General features: G+C 70.3%; 12 protein-coding genes. 7 read left to right on the top strand and 5 right to left on the bottom strand.

What is annotated here, in order from left to right:
* Nucleotides 1–197: 197 nt before the first annotated feature.
* The 3 genes from KV106_RS23970 to KV106_RS23960 all read left to right on the top strand — a co-directional run bounded on the left by KV106_RS23970 (nucleotide 198) and on the right by KV106_RS23960 (nucleotide 8,562).
* On the top strand, nucleotides 198–4,070 hold the full coding sequence (locus tag KV106_RS23970) for a DUF748 domain-containing protein (protein ID WP_261212839.1): 3,873 nt from the start codon (nucleotides 198–200) through the stop codon (nucleotides 4,068–4,070).
* A gap of 225 nt (nucleotides 4,071–4,295) precedes the next feature.
* Nucleotides 4,296–7,163, top strand: a complete 2,868-nt coding sequence (locus tag KV106_RS23965; protein ID WP_261212808.1) for a DUF349 domain-containing protein — start codon at nucleotides 4,296–4,298, stop codon at nucleotides 7,161–7,163.
* Between the two features lie 103 nt (nucleotides 7,164–7,266).
* Nucleotides 7,267–8,562, top strand: a complete 1,296-nt coding sequence (locus KV106_RS23960) for a flavin-dependent oxidoreductase (protein ID WP_261212806.1) — start codon at nucleotides 7,267–7,269, stop codon at nucleotides 8,560–8,562.
* Here the strand turns inward: KV106_RS23960 and KV106_RS23955 are convergent.
* The 5 genes from KV106_RS23955 to KV106_RS23935 all read right to left on the bottom strand — a co-directional run bounded on the left by KV106_RS23955 (nucleotide 8,559) and on the right by KV106_RS23935 (nucleotide 12,016).
* The gene (locus tag KV106_RS23955) at nucleotides 8,559–9,365 is read right to left on the bottom strand and encodes a M90 family metallopeptidase (protein WP_261212804.1); all 807 of its coding nucleotides are present in this window, start codon (nucleotides 9,363–9,365) and stop codon (nucleotides 8,559–8,561) included. The two genes, KV106_RS23960 and KV106_RS23955, sit on opposite strands and share 4 nt — an antisense overlap.
* A 14-nt stretch (nucleotides 9,366–9,379) precedes the next feature.
* The gene (locus tag KV106_RS23950) at nucleotides 9,380–10,156 is read right to left on the bottom strand and encodes a UDP-2,3-diacylglucosamine diphosphatase (protein ID WP_261212802.1); all 777 of its coding nucleotides are present in this window, start codon (nucleotides 10,154–10,156) and stop codon (nucleotides 9,380–9,382) included.
* Between the two features lie 25 nt (nucleotides 10,157–10,181).
* Nucleotides 10,182–10,694, bottom strand: a complete 513-nt coding sequence (locus tag KV106_RS23945; protein WP_057594469.1) for a peptidylprolyl isomerase — start codon at nucleotides 10,692–10,694, stop codon at nucleotides 10,182–10,184.
* Nucleotides 10,695–10,726: 32 nt separating this feature from the next.
* Nucleotides 10,727–11,314, bottom strand: coding sequence for a peptidylprolyl isomerase (locus KV106_RS23940; RefSeq protein ID WP_082321896.1), 588 nt, complete (start codon nucleotides 11,312–11,314; stop codon nucleotides 10,727–10,729).
* A gap of 111 nt (nucleotides 11,315–11,425) precedes the next feature.
* A complete protein-coding gene (locus KV106_RS23935) occupies nucleotides 11,426–12,016 on the bottom strand; it encodes a tetratricopeptide repeat protein (RefSeq protein WP_057594467.1) in 591 nt (196 codons plus the stop codon).
* Between the two features lie 251 nt (nucleotides 12,017–12,267).
* Between KV106_RS23935 and cysS the strand changes: the two genes are divergently transcribed.
* The 4 genes from cysS to tilS are packed head-to-tail and all read left to right on the top strand — an operon-like array spanning nucleotide 12,268 to nucleotide 16,300.
* Nucleotides 12,268–13,647 (top strand): cysteine--tRNA ligase, encoded by a 1,380-nt coding sequence (gene cysS, locus KV106_RS23930; RefSeq protein WP_261212797.1) that lies wholly within the window; start codon nucleotides 12,268–12,270, stop codon nucleotides 13,645–13,647.
* A 17-nt stretch (nucleotides 13,648–13,664) separates the two neighbouring features.
* Complete coding sequence (locus KV106_RS23925; protein ID WP_057594465.1) at nucleotides 13,665–14,318, top strand: DNA-3-methyladenine glycosylase family protein; 654 nt, start codon at nucleotides 13,665–13,667, stop codon at nucleotides 14,316–14,318.
* A 16-nt stretch (nucleotides 14,319–14,334) separates the two neighbouring features.
* The gene (locus KV106_RS23920) at nucleotides 14,335–15,315 is read left to right on the top strand and encodes an acetyl-CoA carboxylase carboxyltransferase subunit alpha (RefSeq protein ID WP_093344296.1); all 981 of its coding nucleotides are present in this window, start codon (nucleotides 14,335–14,337) and stop codon (nucleotides 15,313–15,315) included.
* A 19-nt stretch (nucleotides 15,316–15,334) separates the two neighbouring features.
* A complete protein-coding gene (gene tilS, locus KV106_RS23915; protein ID WP_261212793.1) occupies nucleotides 15,335–16,300 on the top strand; it encodes a tRNA lysidine(34) synthetase TilS in 966 nt (321 codons plus the stop codon).
* The last annotated feature ends 39 nt before the right edge of the window (nucleotides 16,301–16,339 follow it).

Genomic DNA, 16,339 nt, shown 5'->3' with positions numbered 1-16,339 from the left:
CGAGCCGGGGCCGAACGGCGGAGGAACCACGGCGGCAATCTCTTGCCGCCAGCACGACAGGAACCATCGACTTCCGGTCGAGCGAAACGATGGCAATGGGTCGTATGCCCGCCATCAAGCCCGGTGACATGACATTCGTCGCGTCGCCGGGCTTTCTTGTTTCTGGCTTGGCATCTGTTTGGGGCACACTCGCGCGAATGAATGCAGCCGCCTCGATACAAAGCTTAAGGAAGAACAAATGGGTGCGACGCGGAATCGTTGCACTGCTGGTGCTTCTGGGCCTCTGGGTCCTGGCCTGGCTGGCGGTGCCGCCGATCGCCAAGAGCCAGCTGCAGAAGATCGCGAGCGAGAAGCTGGGCCGCCAGGTCACGGTGGAGCGCATCGGCTTCAAGCCCTGGACCCTCGAGCTCACGCTCAACAACCTGCGCATCGCCACCGCGGACGGCAAGGGCACCCAGCTCGCCGTGCGGCGCATCTATGCCGATGCCGAGCTGCAGTCGATCTTTCGCCTCGCGCCCGTGATCGATGCGGTGAGCGTGGAGGCGCCGGCCATCCTGCTGACCCACCAGGCCGACGGCAAGTACGACATCGACGACATCCTCGCCAAGCTGGCCTCCGGCCCGCCGCCCGACCCCAAGGCCGAGCCCGCGCGCTTCGCCATCTACAACATCGCGATCACCGAGGGCGCGGTCGACTTCGACGACCAGACCGTCAAGCGCCGCCATGAGCTGCGCGACTTCGTGCTCAAGGTGCCGTTCCTCAGCAACCTGGCCTCGCAGCGCGAGGTCAACACCGAGCCCAAGCTGGCCTTCGCGCTCAACGGCAGCAAGTTCGACTCGGCCGCGCAGTCGACCCCCTTCGCCGCCAGCCGCAAGACCGATGCCCACGTGCAGTTCAAGGGGCTCGATCTCGTGCCCTACCTGGGCTACATCCCGGGCGGCATGCCGGTGCAACTGCAGGCCGGCAGCCTCGACGCCGACCTGAAGATCGACTTCCAGCAGGCCGCCACGGTGGGCCTCAAGGTCACCGGCACGGTCGAGGCGCACGGCGCCAAGCTGGCCGACGCGCGCGGGCGCGACCTGCTGGCGTTCGACTCGCTCAGGCTCGCGCTGGCCGACGTGCGGCCGCTCGAGTCGGTGTTCCACCTCAGCGAGGTCGCGCTGGCGAGCCCGCAACTGGTGGTGGCGCGCGATGCCTCGGGCCAGCTCAACCTGATGGCGCGCGATCCGGCCACCGGCCAGACCGAGAAGGTGGTCGCGGCCAAGCCGCCGGCACCGCCCGCTTCATCTGCCAGTGCCGCCAGCGGTGCCGCGGGCGTGGCGGCGCCCAAGCCCGTGCTCAAGGTCCAGGTCGACAAGGTCGCCCTCAGCGGCGGGCGCATCGGCTGGCGCGACGAGACCGTGCAGCCCGGCGCTTCCATCGACGTCACCGATCTGGGCCTCGACGTCACCGCCATCACCTGGCCGATGGAGAAGCCGGCCCAGTTCAGCGGCAGCACCGCGGTCGGCGGCGCCACGCTCAAGTTCAAGGGCAGCGGTACCGACAAGGCGGCCGACGTGCAGACCGAGGTCGAGGCGCTGCCGCTGTCGCTGGCCGCGCCGTACCTGGCCCACAGCCTCGAGCCCACGCTCGACGGCAAGCTCAGCGGCCAGATCGACATCGCCTGGGCCCCGCCGGACCTGCGTTTCAAGGCCAGGCGGGTGGCGGCCGACAACCTCGCGCTGACCCAGGCCAAGACCGCGCTCGCGAGCGTCGGCCGCTTCGAGCTGCTCGATACCGAGGTCGACATGGCGAAGCACACGCTGGCCGTGGGCACCTTCACCGCCACCAATCCCAAGCTCAGCATCGAGCGGGACAGCGAGAAGCGCTGGATGTTCGAGCGTTGGCTCAAGACGCCGGCCGGCGCGGGCGGCAAGCCCGAAGCCGAAGCCAAGGTGGCGGCACCCAAGCCGGCAGGCAGCGGCCCCGAATCGGCGCCGCCGGGCACCAACACCAGGCCCTGGGCACTCACGGTCGGCACGCTCGCGGTCGACAACGGCAGCTTCTCGTACGCCGACAAGGCCGGGGCCACGCCGGTCGCGGTCGAGATCACGGCCTTCAAGCTCAATGCCCAGAAGCTCGCCCCCGAAACCGCCACCAAGTCGCCGCTGCAGGTGTCGGGCCGCATCGGCTCGGGCCGCCGCGCCGACCCGGGCCGCTTCGACTACAAGGGCCACATCGTGCTCAAGCCGCTGGCCGCCGAAGGCCGGCTCGAGGTGGCTTCGTTCCCGGCCCATGCGTTCAAGGCCTATTACGCCGACGCGCTCAACGTCGACATCCGCCGGGCCTTCGTCAGCTACCGCGGCAGCGTGAACTACGCGAGCGCCCCGGCCGGCATGAGCGTGAAGCTCGCGGGCGACACGGCGCTCGACGACTTCCGCGCCAACAGCGTGTCGCTGACCCAGTCGCCGGGTTTCGACCGCAACGACAACCAGTTGCTGAGCTGGAAGACGCTGAGCCTGCGCGGCCTGCAGGTGGGCCTGGAGCCCAACGCGGCGCCCACGGTCGACGTGCGCGAGACCACGCTGACCGACTTCTTCGCCCGGGTCATCATCGACCCCAGCGGCCAGCTCAACCTGCTGAGCCTCACGAAGAAGGGCGAGGCCGAGTCCAAGGCCGCCGCCGCCACGACGGCCGAGACCCGTTCGCGCCGCAGCCTGGGCGGCACGACCACCACCACGCGCGGATCCGAGCGGCCCGCGGGCGGCGGCGCACCGGTGCCGGCCGAGCTGATGGTCGGCGGGCCTTCGACGCCGGCGGCACCGGCTTCCGCGCCCGCCGCGGTGGCCCAGGCCGCGCCCGCAGCACCGAGCGGCCCGGCGCCCGTCATCAACTTCGGCCCGATGAGCCTGGTCAACGGCAAGATCGACTTCACCGACCTGTTCGTCAAGCCCAACTACTCGGCCGACCTCAGCGAGCTGACCGGCAAGCTCAGTTCCTTCTCGTCCAATCCGCCGAACGGGCAGGGCGGCCGGCCGGCACTCGCCGAGCTCGAGCTGCGCGGCAAGGCGCAGCAGACCGCGGCGCTCGAGATCACCGGCAAGCTCAATCCGCTGGCCAAGCCGCTCGAGCTCGACATCACCGCGAAGATGCGCGACCTCGACCTCGCGCCGCTGTCGCCGTACTCGGTGCGCTACGCCGGCCACGGCATCGAGCGCGGCAAGATGAGCATGGACGTCAACTACAAGATCGCGCCCGACGGCCAGCTCACCGCCACCAACAAGCTGGTGCTCAACCAGCTGCAGTTCGGCGAGGAGGTCGCCGGCGCGCCCAACAGCCTGCCGGTCAAGCTCGCAGTGGCGCTGCTGGCCGACCGCAACGGCGTGATCGACGTGGACCTGCCGCTGCGCGGCTCGCTCAACGATCCGCAGTTCAGCATCGGGCCGCTGATCTTCAAGGCGGTGGTCAACCTGATCGTGAAGGCCGTCACCGCGCCGTTCAGCCTGCTGACCGGCGGCCTGGGCGGCGGCGGCAGCGGCGAGTCGAGCACCATCACTTTCGAGGCCGGCAGCTCGGTGCTGAGCGCCTCGGCCAAGGAGAGCCTCGACAAGGTCGTGAAGGCGCTGGTCGACCGGCCGACGCTCGAGATGACCGTGATCGGCACCTCCAGCCTCGAGAAGGAGCGCGATGCCTACCAGCGCCAGCGCGTGCGCCAGATGGCCCTGGCCGAAAAGCGCCGCGCCGCGGTGCGCGGCGGCCAGGCCGGCACCGACGTGCCGCCGGTCACCGACGCCGAGTACCCCGCGCTGCTGACCGCCGTCTACAAGCGCGCCGACATCACCAAGCCGCGCAACATGGTCGGCCTGGCCAAGGACCTGCCGCTCAAGGAGATGGAGAACCTGCTGCTCGCGAGCGTGCCGGTCGACGAGGAGTCGATGCGCCAGCTGGCGGTGGAGCGCGGGGCCGCCGTGCGCGACTATCTGCTCTCGCAGAAGCTGACGAGCGAGCGCCTGTTCCTCGGCGCGGTGCGCACCACGGCCAGCGGCGACGACTGGAAGCCGGGCGCCGAGCTCAAGCTCGCGATGCGCTGAGCGCCGGCGGGGCCCCGGGGCCCTTGGTTTTCTGCGGTGCATTGCTATATATGCAGGCACCGTTTTCCCCTGCGGCGCCCCCGGCCCCGGCGTCGTTTCGCCGCATCGCCGGGTCGCGCCGCAAGGTGGATTTCGACGGCGCGCGGCAAGTGGGTCAAAATGGCGGTCTGCGCCGGCCTCTGCCGGCGCCTTCGCTTTCTCTCTTCAGACAACGATCTCGCGCACGTGACCTCTAATTCTTCCAAGCCACACGACCTTCAGGCCCTCGATTCGCTGACCGGCGGCGCCTTCACCGCGCCGACTTCGGGCGAACGTGCCTCGCGCATCCGCGACTGGCTCGCGAGCAATCCGGCACCCGAGCAGATGCAGGAAGTCTTCAAGGAATTGAGCGGCCGCGACAAGGGCGCCGCCCGCCTGCTGCGCGAGAAACTCGACGAGCTCAAGCGCGCCAAGGGGCAGGAGGCCATCGCCGCCGAATGGGCGCAGAAGGCCGAGGGCCTGCTGGGCCAGTCCAAGCTCAACATCGCCGACGCGCTCGCCTGGCAGCGCGATGCCGCCAAGGCTGGCGCGCCGCTGTCGCGCGAGCCGCTGGCCGGCCTCAAGGCACGGCTGGCCGAGCGCATCAAGGGCATCGAGGACCTGCAGCACCGCGCCCAGGTCCACCGCGAGGCCGCCGTGCTGCTGGCGCAGCGCTTCGAGGTGCTGTCGACCAAGGGCTGGAAGGATGCGCAGGTCGCCGAGGAATCGCTGCGCACCGACGTGACGCACTGGCAGCAGCAGGCCGCCGACATCGCCGCCGACGCCAACTGGACCAGCCTCGACGCCAAGTTCGCGCCGCAGCTCGAAGCCTCGAAGGCACAGCTGCTCGTGGTGTCGGACGCCTTCCACAGCGCGCTGGCGCAGGCCATCGCCGCCGCGGCCGATGCCGCCGCGCCGCTGCCGCCGGTGCCCGTCTGGGCCGACGAACTGCGCGCCGCGCGCGGCGAGGCCGTCGCGCCCAAGGCCGCGGCACCCGCGCGCCCGCCGGCACCCAAGGTCGATCCCGCGGTGCGCGCCGCCGCGCAGGAGGCCGTGCAGGCCGCGCTGGCCAAGCTCGAGCAGGAAACCGCCGAAGGCCATGGCAAGGCCAGCGCCGGCGCCGCCGCCGCGCTGCGCGCGGTGCTGAAGGAACACGGCAAGCTGGTCGAGGCCCCGCTCGAGGCGCGCGTGCATGCCGCGCTGGTGGCGGCCGGCGAGCTCGAAGGCTGGCAGCGCTGGAGCGCCGACAAGGTGCGCGAGGACCTTGTCGCCAAGGCCGAGGGCCTGCTCAAGCGCCCCGAAGGCCAGGCCCTGGGCGGCCGCAAGATGCAGGAAACCCTGCGCACCCTGCGCGACCAGTGGAAGCAGGCCGACCAGGGCGGCGTGCCGAACCATGCGCTGTGGAAGCGCTTCGACGAAGCCTGCAACGAGGCCCACAAGGTGGTCGAGGCCTGGCTCGAGAAGGTGCGCGCCGACGCGGCCGAGCATCGCGCGCTGCGCGTGGCCCTGATCGAGGAGGTCAAGGCCTGGGCCGCCGAACACGCGGGCGCCACCGACCTGAAGGCGCACAACCGCGCGCTGCACCAGTTCGCCGACCGCTGGCGCGACGCCGGCCACGTGGGCGAGAAGGTGTTCGCCGAGCTGCAGCCGCAGTGGAACGAGGCCTTCGGCGCCGCGCGCGCGCCGTTCGAGACCGCCCAGAAGGCCAGCATCGAACGCCGCCAGGCCATGATCGCCGAAGCCACGGAACTGGGTGCCCAGCCCGTGCTGCGCATCGACGCCGTCAAGGCGCTGCAGCAGCGCTGGCAGGCCGAGGCGCAGGGCGTGCCGCTCGACCGCCGCCAGGAACAGAAGCTCTGGGATGCCTTCCGCGCGCCCATCGACGAAGCCTTCAACCGCAAGTCGGCCGAGCGCGAGAAGGCGTCCGCCGCGATGAGCGAACGCGATCGCCACGTGCTCAACGCCTCGAAGGCGCTGGACGCGGCCAATGCCAGCGGCGACGCGCAGAAGATCCGCGCCGCCATCGCCCAGCTCGAAGCCGCGCTGCGCGGCGAGGTGCCGCCTCCGGCACCGGCGCCGCAACGGGCCGCATCGGGCGACGGCCCGGCGGTCGGCGCGACCGAGGTGGCTGGACCGGACCAGGCGGCCGCCGAATTCGGCGAGAGCGCCGAGCAGGCGCCGTCGCCCCGCGATGCCGAGGCTTCGCCCGCGGCCGTGCCGGCCCATGAATCCGCCGCCGCGCCCGACCTGGTGGCTCCGGCCGACGGTGCCGACGCCTCGGCGCGTGCCGACAGCGCGGCGCACGATGCCGGCGAAGCCGCCGCGGCCGAACCCCCGGCGCCGGCCGCGCCGCCCAAGCCCGCGCCCCGTCCGGTGGTGGCCGTGCGCGGCGACGACCGTCCGGGCAACCGCAAGTCCGAACCCGCGGCACCCGCGGCCCGTGGCGGTGGCCGCTTCGGCGACCGGCGCGGACCCGGCGGTCCCGGCGGCCCTGGCCGTCCGGGCGGCGACCGTGGCGGTCCGCGCCCCGATGGCCGTGGCGATCGCGGCGACCGTGGCGCACCGGGCGGCCGCTTCGGCGACTACCCGCCGCGCGAGGACCGTGGTCCTCGCCTGGGCGACACCGCCTTCCGTGCCCAGCGCGAGGCGCTCGAGCGTGCCGACATGGCACTGCGCAAGCTGGCGGCCCAGGCCCACGGCGAAGCGCTGACCCAGGTGCTCGGCGCCTGGGAGCAGCGCGATGCCGCGCGCCTGCCGAGCGTGCAGGAACTCGGCCGCGCGGTCACGCCCGCGGTGCGCAGCAGCTGGTCGCAGGCGATCGGCGCTTCGCCGGCCGCGCGTGCCGACGAGGCCGCCGAAGCGCTGCTGCGCCTCGAGATGGCTGCCGAAGTGCCCACGCCCGCCGAGCAGCTCGAAGCGCGCCGTGCGCTGCAGCTCAAGCTGCTGACCAAGCGCGGCGATCCGGCGCCGGCCCAGACCTGGGGCCAGGATGCCGGCAAGGTGCTGGCCGCTGCGCACGACGCGACCAGCGCGCGGCGCCTGCAGAACGCGTTGAAGGCGCTGCTGCGCAAGTAAGCGGCCGACGCGCCGCCGCGGGCCCGGGCGCCCGTGGCGAGCCCGGCATTCCTCGGGCCGCTTCGTGCGGCCCTTCCTTTTTCCGACTTCCGACGATCGCCGCATGGCCTCCACTCCTGACGCACCTCCCGTACTGATCGCCGGTGGCGGCATCGGCGGTCTTTCGCTCGCGCTGAGCCTGCACCAGATCGGCGTGCCCTGCCGCGTGTTCGAGGCGGTGCCCGCGCTGCAGCCGCTGGGCGTGGGCATCAACCTGCAGCCCAACGCGGTGCGCGAACTGCACGAGCTCGGCATCGGCAACGACCTGCTCGACCGCATCGGCATCCAGGCGCGCGAATGGGCGCTGGTCGGGCGCAATGGCAACGAGGTCTATGCCGAGCCGCGCGGACTGCGCGCGGGCTACCGTTGGCCGCAGTACTCGCTGCATCGCGGCGAGCTGCAGATGCTGCTGTATCGCACGGCGCTCGAGCGGCTCGGGCCGGATGCGATCCAGCTCGGCCAGCGGGTCACGGGCTATCGCAACGGCGAGCAGGGCGTGACCGCGCTGGTCGAGTCGCGCGACGGCCAGCGCAGCGAGGTCGAGGGCCGCCTGCTGGTGGCGGCCGACGGCCTGCATTCGGCGGTGCGCGCGCAGATGCATCCGCAGCAGCCGCCGATCCAGTGGGGCGGCGCCATCATGTGGCGTGGCACCACGCCGGGCGTGCCGGTGCGCAGCGGCGCGTCCTTCGTCGGCGTCGGCTCGCTGCGGCATCGCGTGGTGCTCTATCCGATCTCGCCGCCCGATCCTGCCACGGGCCTGGCCACCATCAACTGGATCGCCGAGATCACGGTCGACAACGCCGAAGGCTGGACGCAGGGCGACTGGAACCGGCGCGTCGAACTGAGCGACTTCGCCCACCACTTCGAGGGCTGGGACTTCGGCTGGCTCGACGTGCCCTCGATGCTGCGCGGTGCGAAGGAGGTCTTCGAGTACCCGATGATCGACCGCGACCCGGTGCCGACCTGGGTCGACGGCCATGTCGCGCTGCTCGGCGACGCCGCGCACGTGATGTACCCGGTGGGTTCCAACGGCGCGAGCCAGGCCATCGTCGATGCGCGCGTGCTCGGCGCCTCCATGCTCTCGCACGGCGTGACGCCGGCCGCGCTGCGCGCCTACGACGAGCGCCTGTGCGCCGACATCTCGGCGCTGGTGCTGCGCAACCGCGGAGCCGGTCCGTTCGGCCTGCTGGGCCTGGTCGACGAGCGCTGCGGCGGCGTGTTCGACGACATCGAGCAGGTCATTCCGGCGGCCGAGCGCGAAGCCTACATGGCGCGCTACAAGGCCGCGGCCGGCTTCGCGATCGAGACCCTCAACGCGGCGCCGTCGACGATCACGCCGGGCGCGAGGATCGCCGCCTAGCCTCGGCTCGGCGGCGGGCCGAAGAAGCGGTCGAACAGTTCGAGCACGCCCGGAAAGTCGCGCCCGAAGTTCGCGCGGTTCACGAAGTAGGCCTCGCAGGCCACCGCGAAGAATTCGCCGATCGAGGTCGCGCCATAGTCGTCGAGCCAGGGCGGCTCGGCGCCGAAGCGCTCGGCCATGATGGTCTGCTCGCGGAAGGCCTCGTAGGCGGGCTGCAGCACGCCGAGCCAGGCCGCGCGCGCCTCGCGCGCATTGCGGCTGCCAGCGAAGCCCGGCGGCAGCGGCGGGCAGCCGTCGGCATCGCCGCCGCGCATGTCGATCTTGTGGGCGAACTCGTGGATCACCACGTTGTAGCCGCCCTCGCTGGTGGCGCCGCTGGCGAGCACGTCCTGCCAGCTCAGCATCACCGGACCGTGGTCCATGGCCTCGCCGGCCACGACTTCCTCGTATTCGTGGACCACCGAGGCCTCGTCGACCACCTTGCGCTGGGCGACCACCTCGGAGGGATGCACCACGATGCCGACGAAATCGTCGTACCAGACCAGGCCGCCGCGCAGGTGCAGCACCGGCAGCACGGCCTGCGCCGCGATCGCGAGCGCGACCTCATCGGTGATGACGAAGCCCTGGGCACCATGGAACTGCTTGTCGCGCAGGAACTGCGCCGTGAGCACGCGCAGCCGCTCGACGTCGGCGGCCGGGCGCTCGGCCAGGAAGGCATAGCGCGCGAGCGTGGCCTGCCAGGCGGCTTCGGGAATCGGGGGCAGGGCGCGCGGATGGCGCAGGCGGCGCAGCCAGTCGAGCATCGCGTGGGGTGTGTCTAGCGCAGATCGACGCGCTGGGCGCCCGCCGGGGACAGGCACAGCAGCTGCGCGCGGGGCGGATGCGCGGCGGCATCCCAGTCGCTGAGCACGAGGCGGCGCAGGCCGTTGCCGAGGTCGTGGTCGGCCGGGCGGTGCGTGTGGCCGTGGATCAGCGTGCGTGCGTTGCCACGCGCGAGCCAGTCGCGCGCCGCATCGGCATCGACGTCGGCCCAGACCACCGAGGGATCGCGCTTGCGGTCCTCGCTTTGCACGCGCATCGCGCGCGCGAGGGCGCGGCGCTCGGCGAGCGGGCGCGCGAGAAAGGCCGATTGCCACTCGGGCGTGCGCACCTGGGCGCGAAAGCGCAGGTAGTCGGTGTCGTCCAGGCACAGCGCGTCGCCATGGCTCAGCAGCCAGCGTTCGCCGTGCAGCACCAGCACCGTGGGATCGTCGAGCAGCGTGAGACCGCTTCGGGCCGCGAGCGCGGCGCCGACGAGGAAGTCGCGGTTGCCGTGCATGAAGAACACCGGCAGCCGCGCGGCCGTGCGGCGCAGCAGCTCGGCGCACTGGGCCTCGAAGCCCGGCTCGTCGGCCGCGTCGTCGCCGACCCAGACTTCGAACAGGTCGCCGAGGATCACCAGCGCGTCGGCCGGCGTGGTCTCGAGATAGCCGCGCCAGGCCTCGAAGGTGGCGGGCTCGCCGGCCTGCAGGTGCAGGTCGGAGATCAGGTCGACGGTGCGCCAGGAGGCAGGCGCCACCAGTTCCGCGAAGGCCGCGGGTGCAGTGGCTGCCATGCTCATGCCGCCGCCGGCCCTGTCGTCATTCGCCGACGACGACGGCCTTCTCGATCACGACGTCCTCGAGCGGCACGTCGTCATGGAAGCCCTTGCGGCCGGTCTTCACGGCCTTGATCTTGTCGACCACCTCGGTGCCCTTGACCACCTTGCCGAACACGGCGTAGCCCCAGCCCTGGGCCGAGGGGGCGGTGTGGTTGAGGAAGCCGTTGTCGGCCACGTTGATGAAGAACTGGGCGGTGGCCGAGTGCGGCGCGCTGGTGCGGGCCATCGCCACGGTATAGACCGCGTTCTTCAGGCCGTTGTTGGCCTCGTTCTCGATCTCCGCGCCGGTGGGCTTCTGCTTCATGCCGGGCTCGAAGCCGCCGCCTTGAACCATGAAGCCGGGGATCACGCGGTGGAACACCGTGTTGTCGTAGTGGCCCTTCTTCACGTACTCGATGAAGTTGGCGGTCGACTTCGGCGCCTTCTCGGCGTCGAGTTCGAGCGTGATCACGCCGAGGTTTTGGATGTGCAGGTCGACTTGGGGATTGCTCATGCTGGATGCTCCTTGAAAGGGGTGGGGCTGGCTTACTTCGCCAGGGTGGCGGACTGGATCACGACCGGCGTGACCGGCACGTTCTGCATGCCGTTCTTGTTCCCGGTGGCGACGCCGCGGATCTTGTCGACCACGTCGGTGCCCGCCACCACCTTGCCGAACACCGTGTAGCCGTAGCCGTCGGGGTTGGGGGCGTTGAGCGAGTCGTTGTTCTTCACGTTGATGAAGAACTGCGAGGTGGCCGAGTTCGGGTTGCCGGTGCGCGCCATGGCGATCGTGTACTTGTCGTTCTTCAGGCCGTTGCTCGCCTCGAGCGGGATCGGCGCGCGCGTGGGCTTCTGCTGCAGGTCGGCCGTGAAGCCGCCGCCCTGGATCATGAAGCCGTCGATCACGCGGTGGAACACGGTGCCGTCGTAGTGCTTGTCCTTGACGTACTGCAGGAAGTTCTCGACCGTCTTCGGCGCCTTTGCCGCGTCGAGCTCGACCACGATGTCGCCGGCCGAGGTCGCGAGCTTCACGCGCTGCTGTGCCTGGGCATGGCCCGCGGCGGCGAAGGCGAGGGTGGCCGCGAACACGAGGGCGCCGCGGCGGCTGAAACGGGAGAGGGCTTGGATCGTCAAGGAAAGAGCTCCGTGTCCGAGGGATGAAAAGGATGAAGGCTGGCCGTGGGAGCGCGAGCCTGCGAAAAACGTTCCGGCGCGAGGCCGCGTTTCGACGGCGGCTCGCGTCGCCTACTTGCTGGTGCGGCCCACCGGCTTGCGCACCACGGGCGCGGCGCCGGGCAGCGCGGCCGCGTCGGCTTCGGCCTTCGGCGTGAAGATCTGGCGGATCAGTTCGAGCTTCGGCGCGACGCTGGTGTTGGTGGTCGCGAAGCGCTGCGCCTTGGTGTAGGACTGGGCGGCGAGGCGCGCATACACGTCGCCGAGGTTCTCCTCGGCCGTGGCGTAGTTGGGGTTGAGCTTGAGCGCGGTCTCGAGCGCATCGCGCGCCTTGTCGAACTGGCTCTGCGAGGCATAGAGCGCCGCGAGGTTGTTGTAGGGCTCGGGCAGTTCGGGGAAGTCCTGCGTGAGCTGGGTGAAGGTCTTGACGGCCTCGTCCTTCTTGCCCTGCTCGGTGAGGATCACGCCGCGCAGGAAGCGCATCTGCGGATCGCGCGGCTTGCCGGCGATGTAGGTGTCGGCCTTGGCCAGCGCCTCGTTCGATTTGCCCTGGCGCAGCAGCAGGTTGACGTCGTCGTAGTCGTTGGCCTGGGCCGCGGAGGCCCACAGGCCGAACAGCAGGGCGATGGCGATCGAAAGTCTGGGAAACACGGCGTTCTTCATGAAGCCTCTGCAAAAGTGCGGCACGAATGCCGCGGAATTGGGGGCGGGGTGGAGCCGGGTCGGGAGCAAGCCTTGCGCTGCGCAAGGGCTCGAAAACACCCGGAAGAAGACTCGGCGGCAGCCGTTTATACTGCCCGGCATTGTAGCCGAGGGCCCCTGTCCAGCCGCCTCGTCGCCACAGCCCCATCACCCCTGAAAACACCGTCGTTCGCCCGCATCGCACGAGCGCGACACGACGCTTTCCGAATCTCATGAGTCTGCGCATCTACAACACGCTTTCGCGTGAACTGGAGGAGTTCTCCCCTTTGCTGCCCGGTCAGGTGCGCATGTACGTCTGCGGCATGACGGTCTACGACTTCTGCCACCTGGGCCATGCGCGCTCGATGATCGCCTTCGACGTGGTGCAGCGCTGGCTCAAGACCAGCGGCTTCGCCGTGACCTACGTGCGCAACATCACCGACATCGACGACAAGATCATCCGCCGCGCGGTCGAGAATGGCGAGAGCATCCGTTCGCTGACCGACCGCATGATCGACGCGCTGCACGAGGATGCCGATGCGCTGGGCATCGAGCGCCCCACGCACGAGCCGCGCGCCACCGAGTTCATTCCGCAGATGCTGTCGATGATCGGCACGCTCGAGCGGAAGGGCCTGGCCTATCGCGCGCCCAACGGCGACGTGAACTACGCGGTGCGCAAGTTTCCCGGCTACGGCAAGCTCAGCGGCAAGTCGCTCGACGAGCTGCATGCGGGCGAGCGCGTGGCCGTGCTCGACGGCAAGGACGATCCGCTCGACCCGGTGCTCTGGAAGAGCGCCAAGCCCAGCGAGCCCGACGAGGTGAAGTGGGCCAGCGAGTTCGGGCCCGGCCGCCCGGGCTGGCACATCGAGTGCTCGGCCATGGCCTGCGACCTGCTGGGCGAACGCTTCGACATCCACGGCGGCGGCGCCGACTTGCAGTTCCCGCACCACGAGAACGAGATCGCGCAATCCGAGGGCGCGACCGGCCAGGCGCCGTTCGCGCGCACCTGGATGCACAACGGCTTCATCAACGTCGACGACGAGAAGATGTCCAAGAGCCTGGGCAACTTCTTCCTGATCCGCGACGTGCTCGAGAAGTACGACGCCGAGACCATCCGCTTCTTCGTCGCGCGCACGCACTACCGCAGCCCGCTGAACTACAGCAACGTGCATCTCGACGATGCACGCAACTCGCTCAAGCGCCTCTACACCGCGCTCGACGCGGTGGCGCCCGCGAACGTGGCGATCGACTGGAGGCAACCGCACGCGGCGCGCTTCAAGGCCGCGATGGACGAGGACTTCGGCACGCCCGAGGCGATCGCCGTGCTGTTCGAGCTCGCGGGCGAGGTCAACCGCACGCGCTCGGCCGAGGTCGCGGGCCTGCTCAAGGCGCTGGGCGGCGTGCTCGGCCTGCTGCAGGGCAGCCCGCAGGCCTTCCTGCAGGCGGGCAGCGCGCTTGACGACGCGGCCATCCAGGTGCTGATCGCACAGCGTGCCGATGCCAAGGCCGCGAAGAACTTCGCCGAGGCCGACCGCATCCGCAAGGAGCTGCTCGACCAGGGCATCGTGCTCAAGGACTCGCCCACCGGCACCACCTGGGCCGTTGCCCAGTGAACGGAACAACCAATCCCATGCCCACCCTGCCCAAGACGAGCGTCGAGATCATCACGCCGGACTATTGGGAGGAGGCCTGCAGGCATCTGTCCAAGAAGGACCGCGTGATGAAGCGGTTGATTCCGCAGTTCGGCGATGCCTGCCTCGAATCGCATGGCGACGCCTTCGTCACGCTGGCGCGCAGCATCGTCGGGCAGCAGATCTCGGTGAAGGCCGCGCAGTCGGTCTGGGACCGCTTCGCCGCGCTGCCGCGCAAGCTCACGCCGCGCAACGTGCTCAAGCTCAAGGTCGACGACATGCGCGCGGCCGGCCTGTCGGTGCGCAAGATCGACTACCTGGTCGACCTCGCGCTGCATTTCGACTCGGGCAAGGTGCACGTCGATGCCTGGAAGGACATGGCCGACGAGCTGATCATCGAAGAGCTCGTCGCCATCCGCGGCATCGGGCGCTGGACCGCCGAGATGTTCCTGATCTTCCACCTGATGCGGCCCAACGTGCTGCCCGTGGACGACCTGGGGCTGCTCAACGGCATCAGCGTCAACTATTTTTCGGGCGACCCCGTCAGCCGCAGCGATGCCCGCGACGTGGCCGTGGCCTGGGCCCCGTATTGCAGCGTGGCGACTTGGTATATTTGGCGCTCTCTCGACCCGGCGCCGGTCGTCGCATACTGAAAAACAGGAGAAGACGTTGGCGAAACGAACCTTCCTAGACTTCGAGCAACCCATCGCGGAGCTCGAAACCAAGATCGAAGAATTGCGCTATGTGCAGACCGAATCCGCGGTCGACATCTCGGAAGAAATCGATCAGCTCGGCAAAAAGAGCCAGCAACTCACCAAGGACATCTACAGCGACCTGACGCCCTGGCAGATCACCAAGATCGCACGGCATCCGGAACGCCCCTACACGCTCGACTACGTCCACGAGATCTTCACCGATTTCGTCGAACTGCACGGCGACCGCCACTTCTCGGACGACCTCTCGATCGTCGGCGGCCTCGCGCGCTTCAACGGCACGCCCTGCATGGTGCTCGGCCACCAGAAGGGCCGCGACACCAAGGAGCGCACCGCGCGCAACTTCGGCATGAGCAAGCCCGAGGGCTACCGCAAGGCGCTGCGCCTCATGAAGACGGCCGAGAAGTTCAAGCTGCCGGTCTTCACCTTCGTCGACACGCCCGGTGCCTATCCCGGCATCGACGCCGAGGAGCGTGGCCAGTCCGAGGCCATCGGCCGCAACATCTTCGAGATGGCGCAGCTCGAGGTGCCGATCATCGTGACCATCATCGGCGAGGGCGGCTCCGGCGGCGCGCTGGCGATCTCGGTCGGCGACCAGGTGCTGATGCTGCAGTACTCCGTGTATTCGGTGATCAGCCCCGAAGGCTGCGCCTCGATCCTCTGGAAGACCAGCGAGAAGGCGCAGGAAGCCGCCGACGCGCTCGGCATCACCGCGCACCGCCTCAAGGCCCTGGGCCTGGTCGACAAGATCGTGAGCGAGCCGGTGGGCGGCGCGCACCGCGACCATCGCCAGATGGCCGCCTTCCTCAAGCGCGCGCTCAACGATGCGTTCCGCCAGGTCAGCGACCTGAAGCCGCGCGAACTGCTCGACCGCCGCTACGAGCGCCTGCAAAGCTACGGCCGCTTCACCGACACCAAGGCCGACGCCGGCCGCTGAGCCCGCTGGCGCAGCTTTCATGATCGCCGCCTTCGAACGGGCCCTGGCCGCGTTCGAGCCGGCGCATCTGCCGCTGGCCGTGGGCTTCAGCGGCGGGGCCGATTCCACCGCACTGCTGGCGGCCTGCGCCGCGCGCTGGCCGGGCCAGGTGCGTGCCTTGCACGTGCATCACGGCCTGCAGTCGGCGGCCGACGATTTCGAACGCCATTGCCGCGCGGTCTGCGAGCGGCTCGGCGTGCCCGCGAGCGTGCGGCGCGTCGATGCGCGCCATGCCGCCGGCGACAGCCCCGAGGACGCGGCGCGGCGCGCGCGCTACGAGGCCCTGGCCGCGATGGCGAGCGAGCAGGGGGTGCGCGCCATCGCGCTGGGCCATCACGCCGACGACCAGGTCGAGACCCTGCTGCTGGCGCTGTCGCGCGGCGCGGGGCTGCCGGGTCTTTCGGCCATGCCCGCGCATGCGCTGCGCGGCGGCATCGACTTCCATCGGCCGCTGCTCGCGGTGCCTGGCAGCGAGATCCGCGCGTGGCTCGAGGCCACCGGGCTGTCGTGGATCGAGGATCCGACGAACACCGACGCGCGCTTCACGCGCAACCGCATCCGCGCCGTGCTGCTGCCCGCGCTGGCCGAGGCCTTCCCGCAGTTCCGCGGCACCTTCGCGCGCAGCGCCGGCCATGCGGCGCAGGCGCAGCAACTGCTCGACGAGGTCGCGGCGCAGGATCTGGAGACCGTCGGCGAGCCGCCGCGGATCGCCGCGCTGCAGGCGTTGTCGCGTGCCCGGCAGGCCAACGTATTGCGCCATTGGCTCGCGCGCGTGCACGGTCGCGCACCGAGCGCGGCGCAGCTCGACCAGTGGCTCGACCAGGTCCGCGCCTGCACCACGCGCGGCCACCGGATCCACCTCAAGGTGGCCGACGGTTTCGCCGAACGCAGGGGGGATCGGCTGCATTGGTACAATGCCCCGCCCTCGCCACCAGCCTCGCGCTGACAGCCTGCGGGGCGCCGCCTTCGCCGCATGCGCCGCATA

The organism is Variovorax endophyticus, from assembly GCF_025376855.1.
In the GTDB taxonomy this organism is placed as follows: Bacteria; Pseudomonadota; Gammaproteobacteria; order Burkholderiales; family Burkholderiaceae_C; genus Variovorax.
The sequence above is the reverse complement of the archived record's forward strand: the minus strand, read 5'-3'. Positions and strand labels throughout refer to the sequence as shown.

Bases quoted from the DNA above. Each gene is read 5' to 3' on its own strand.
- KV106_RS23970 (WP_261212839.1), top strand. From the start codon at position 198: ATGAATGCAGCCGCCTCGATACAAAGCTTAAGGAAGAACAAATGGGTG.
- KV106_RS23960 (WP_261212806.1), top strand. From the start codon at position 7,267: ATGGCCTCCACTCCTGACGCACCTCCCGTACTGATCGCCGGTGGCGGC.
- KV106_RS23955 (WP_261212804.1), bottom strand. From the start codon at position 9,365: ATGCTCGACTGGCTGCGCCGCCTGCGCCATCCGCGCGCCCTGCCCCCG.
- KV106_RS23950 (WP_261212802.1), bottom strand. From the start codon at position 10,156: ATGGCAGCCACTGCACCCGCGGCCTTCGCGGAACTGGTGGCGCCTGCC.
- KV106_RS23945 (WP_057594469.1), bottom strand. From the start codon at position 10,694: ATGAGCAATCCCCAAGTCGACCTGCACATCCAAAACCTCGGCGTGATC.
- KV106_RS23935 (WP_057594467.1), bottom strand. From the start codon at position 12,016: ATGAAGAACGCCGTGTTTCCCAGACTTTCGATCGCCATCGCCCTGCTG.
- cysS (WP_261212797.1), top strand. From the start codon at position 12,268: ATGAGTCTGCGCATCTACAACACGCTTTCGCGTGAACTGGAGGAGTTC.
- KV106_RS23925 (WP_057594465.1), top strand. From the start codon at position 13,665: ATGCCCACCCTGCCCAAGACGAGCGTCGAGATCATCACGCCGGACTAT.
- tilS (WP_261212793.1), top strand. From the start codon at position 15,335: ATGATCGCCGCCTTCGAACGGGCCCTGGCCGCGTTCGAGCCGGCGCAT.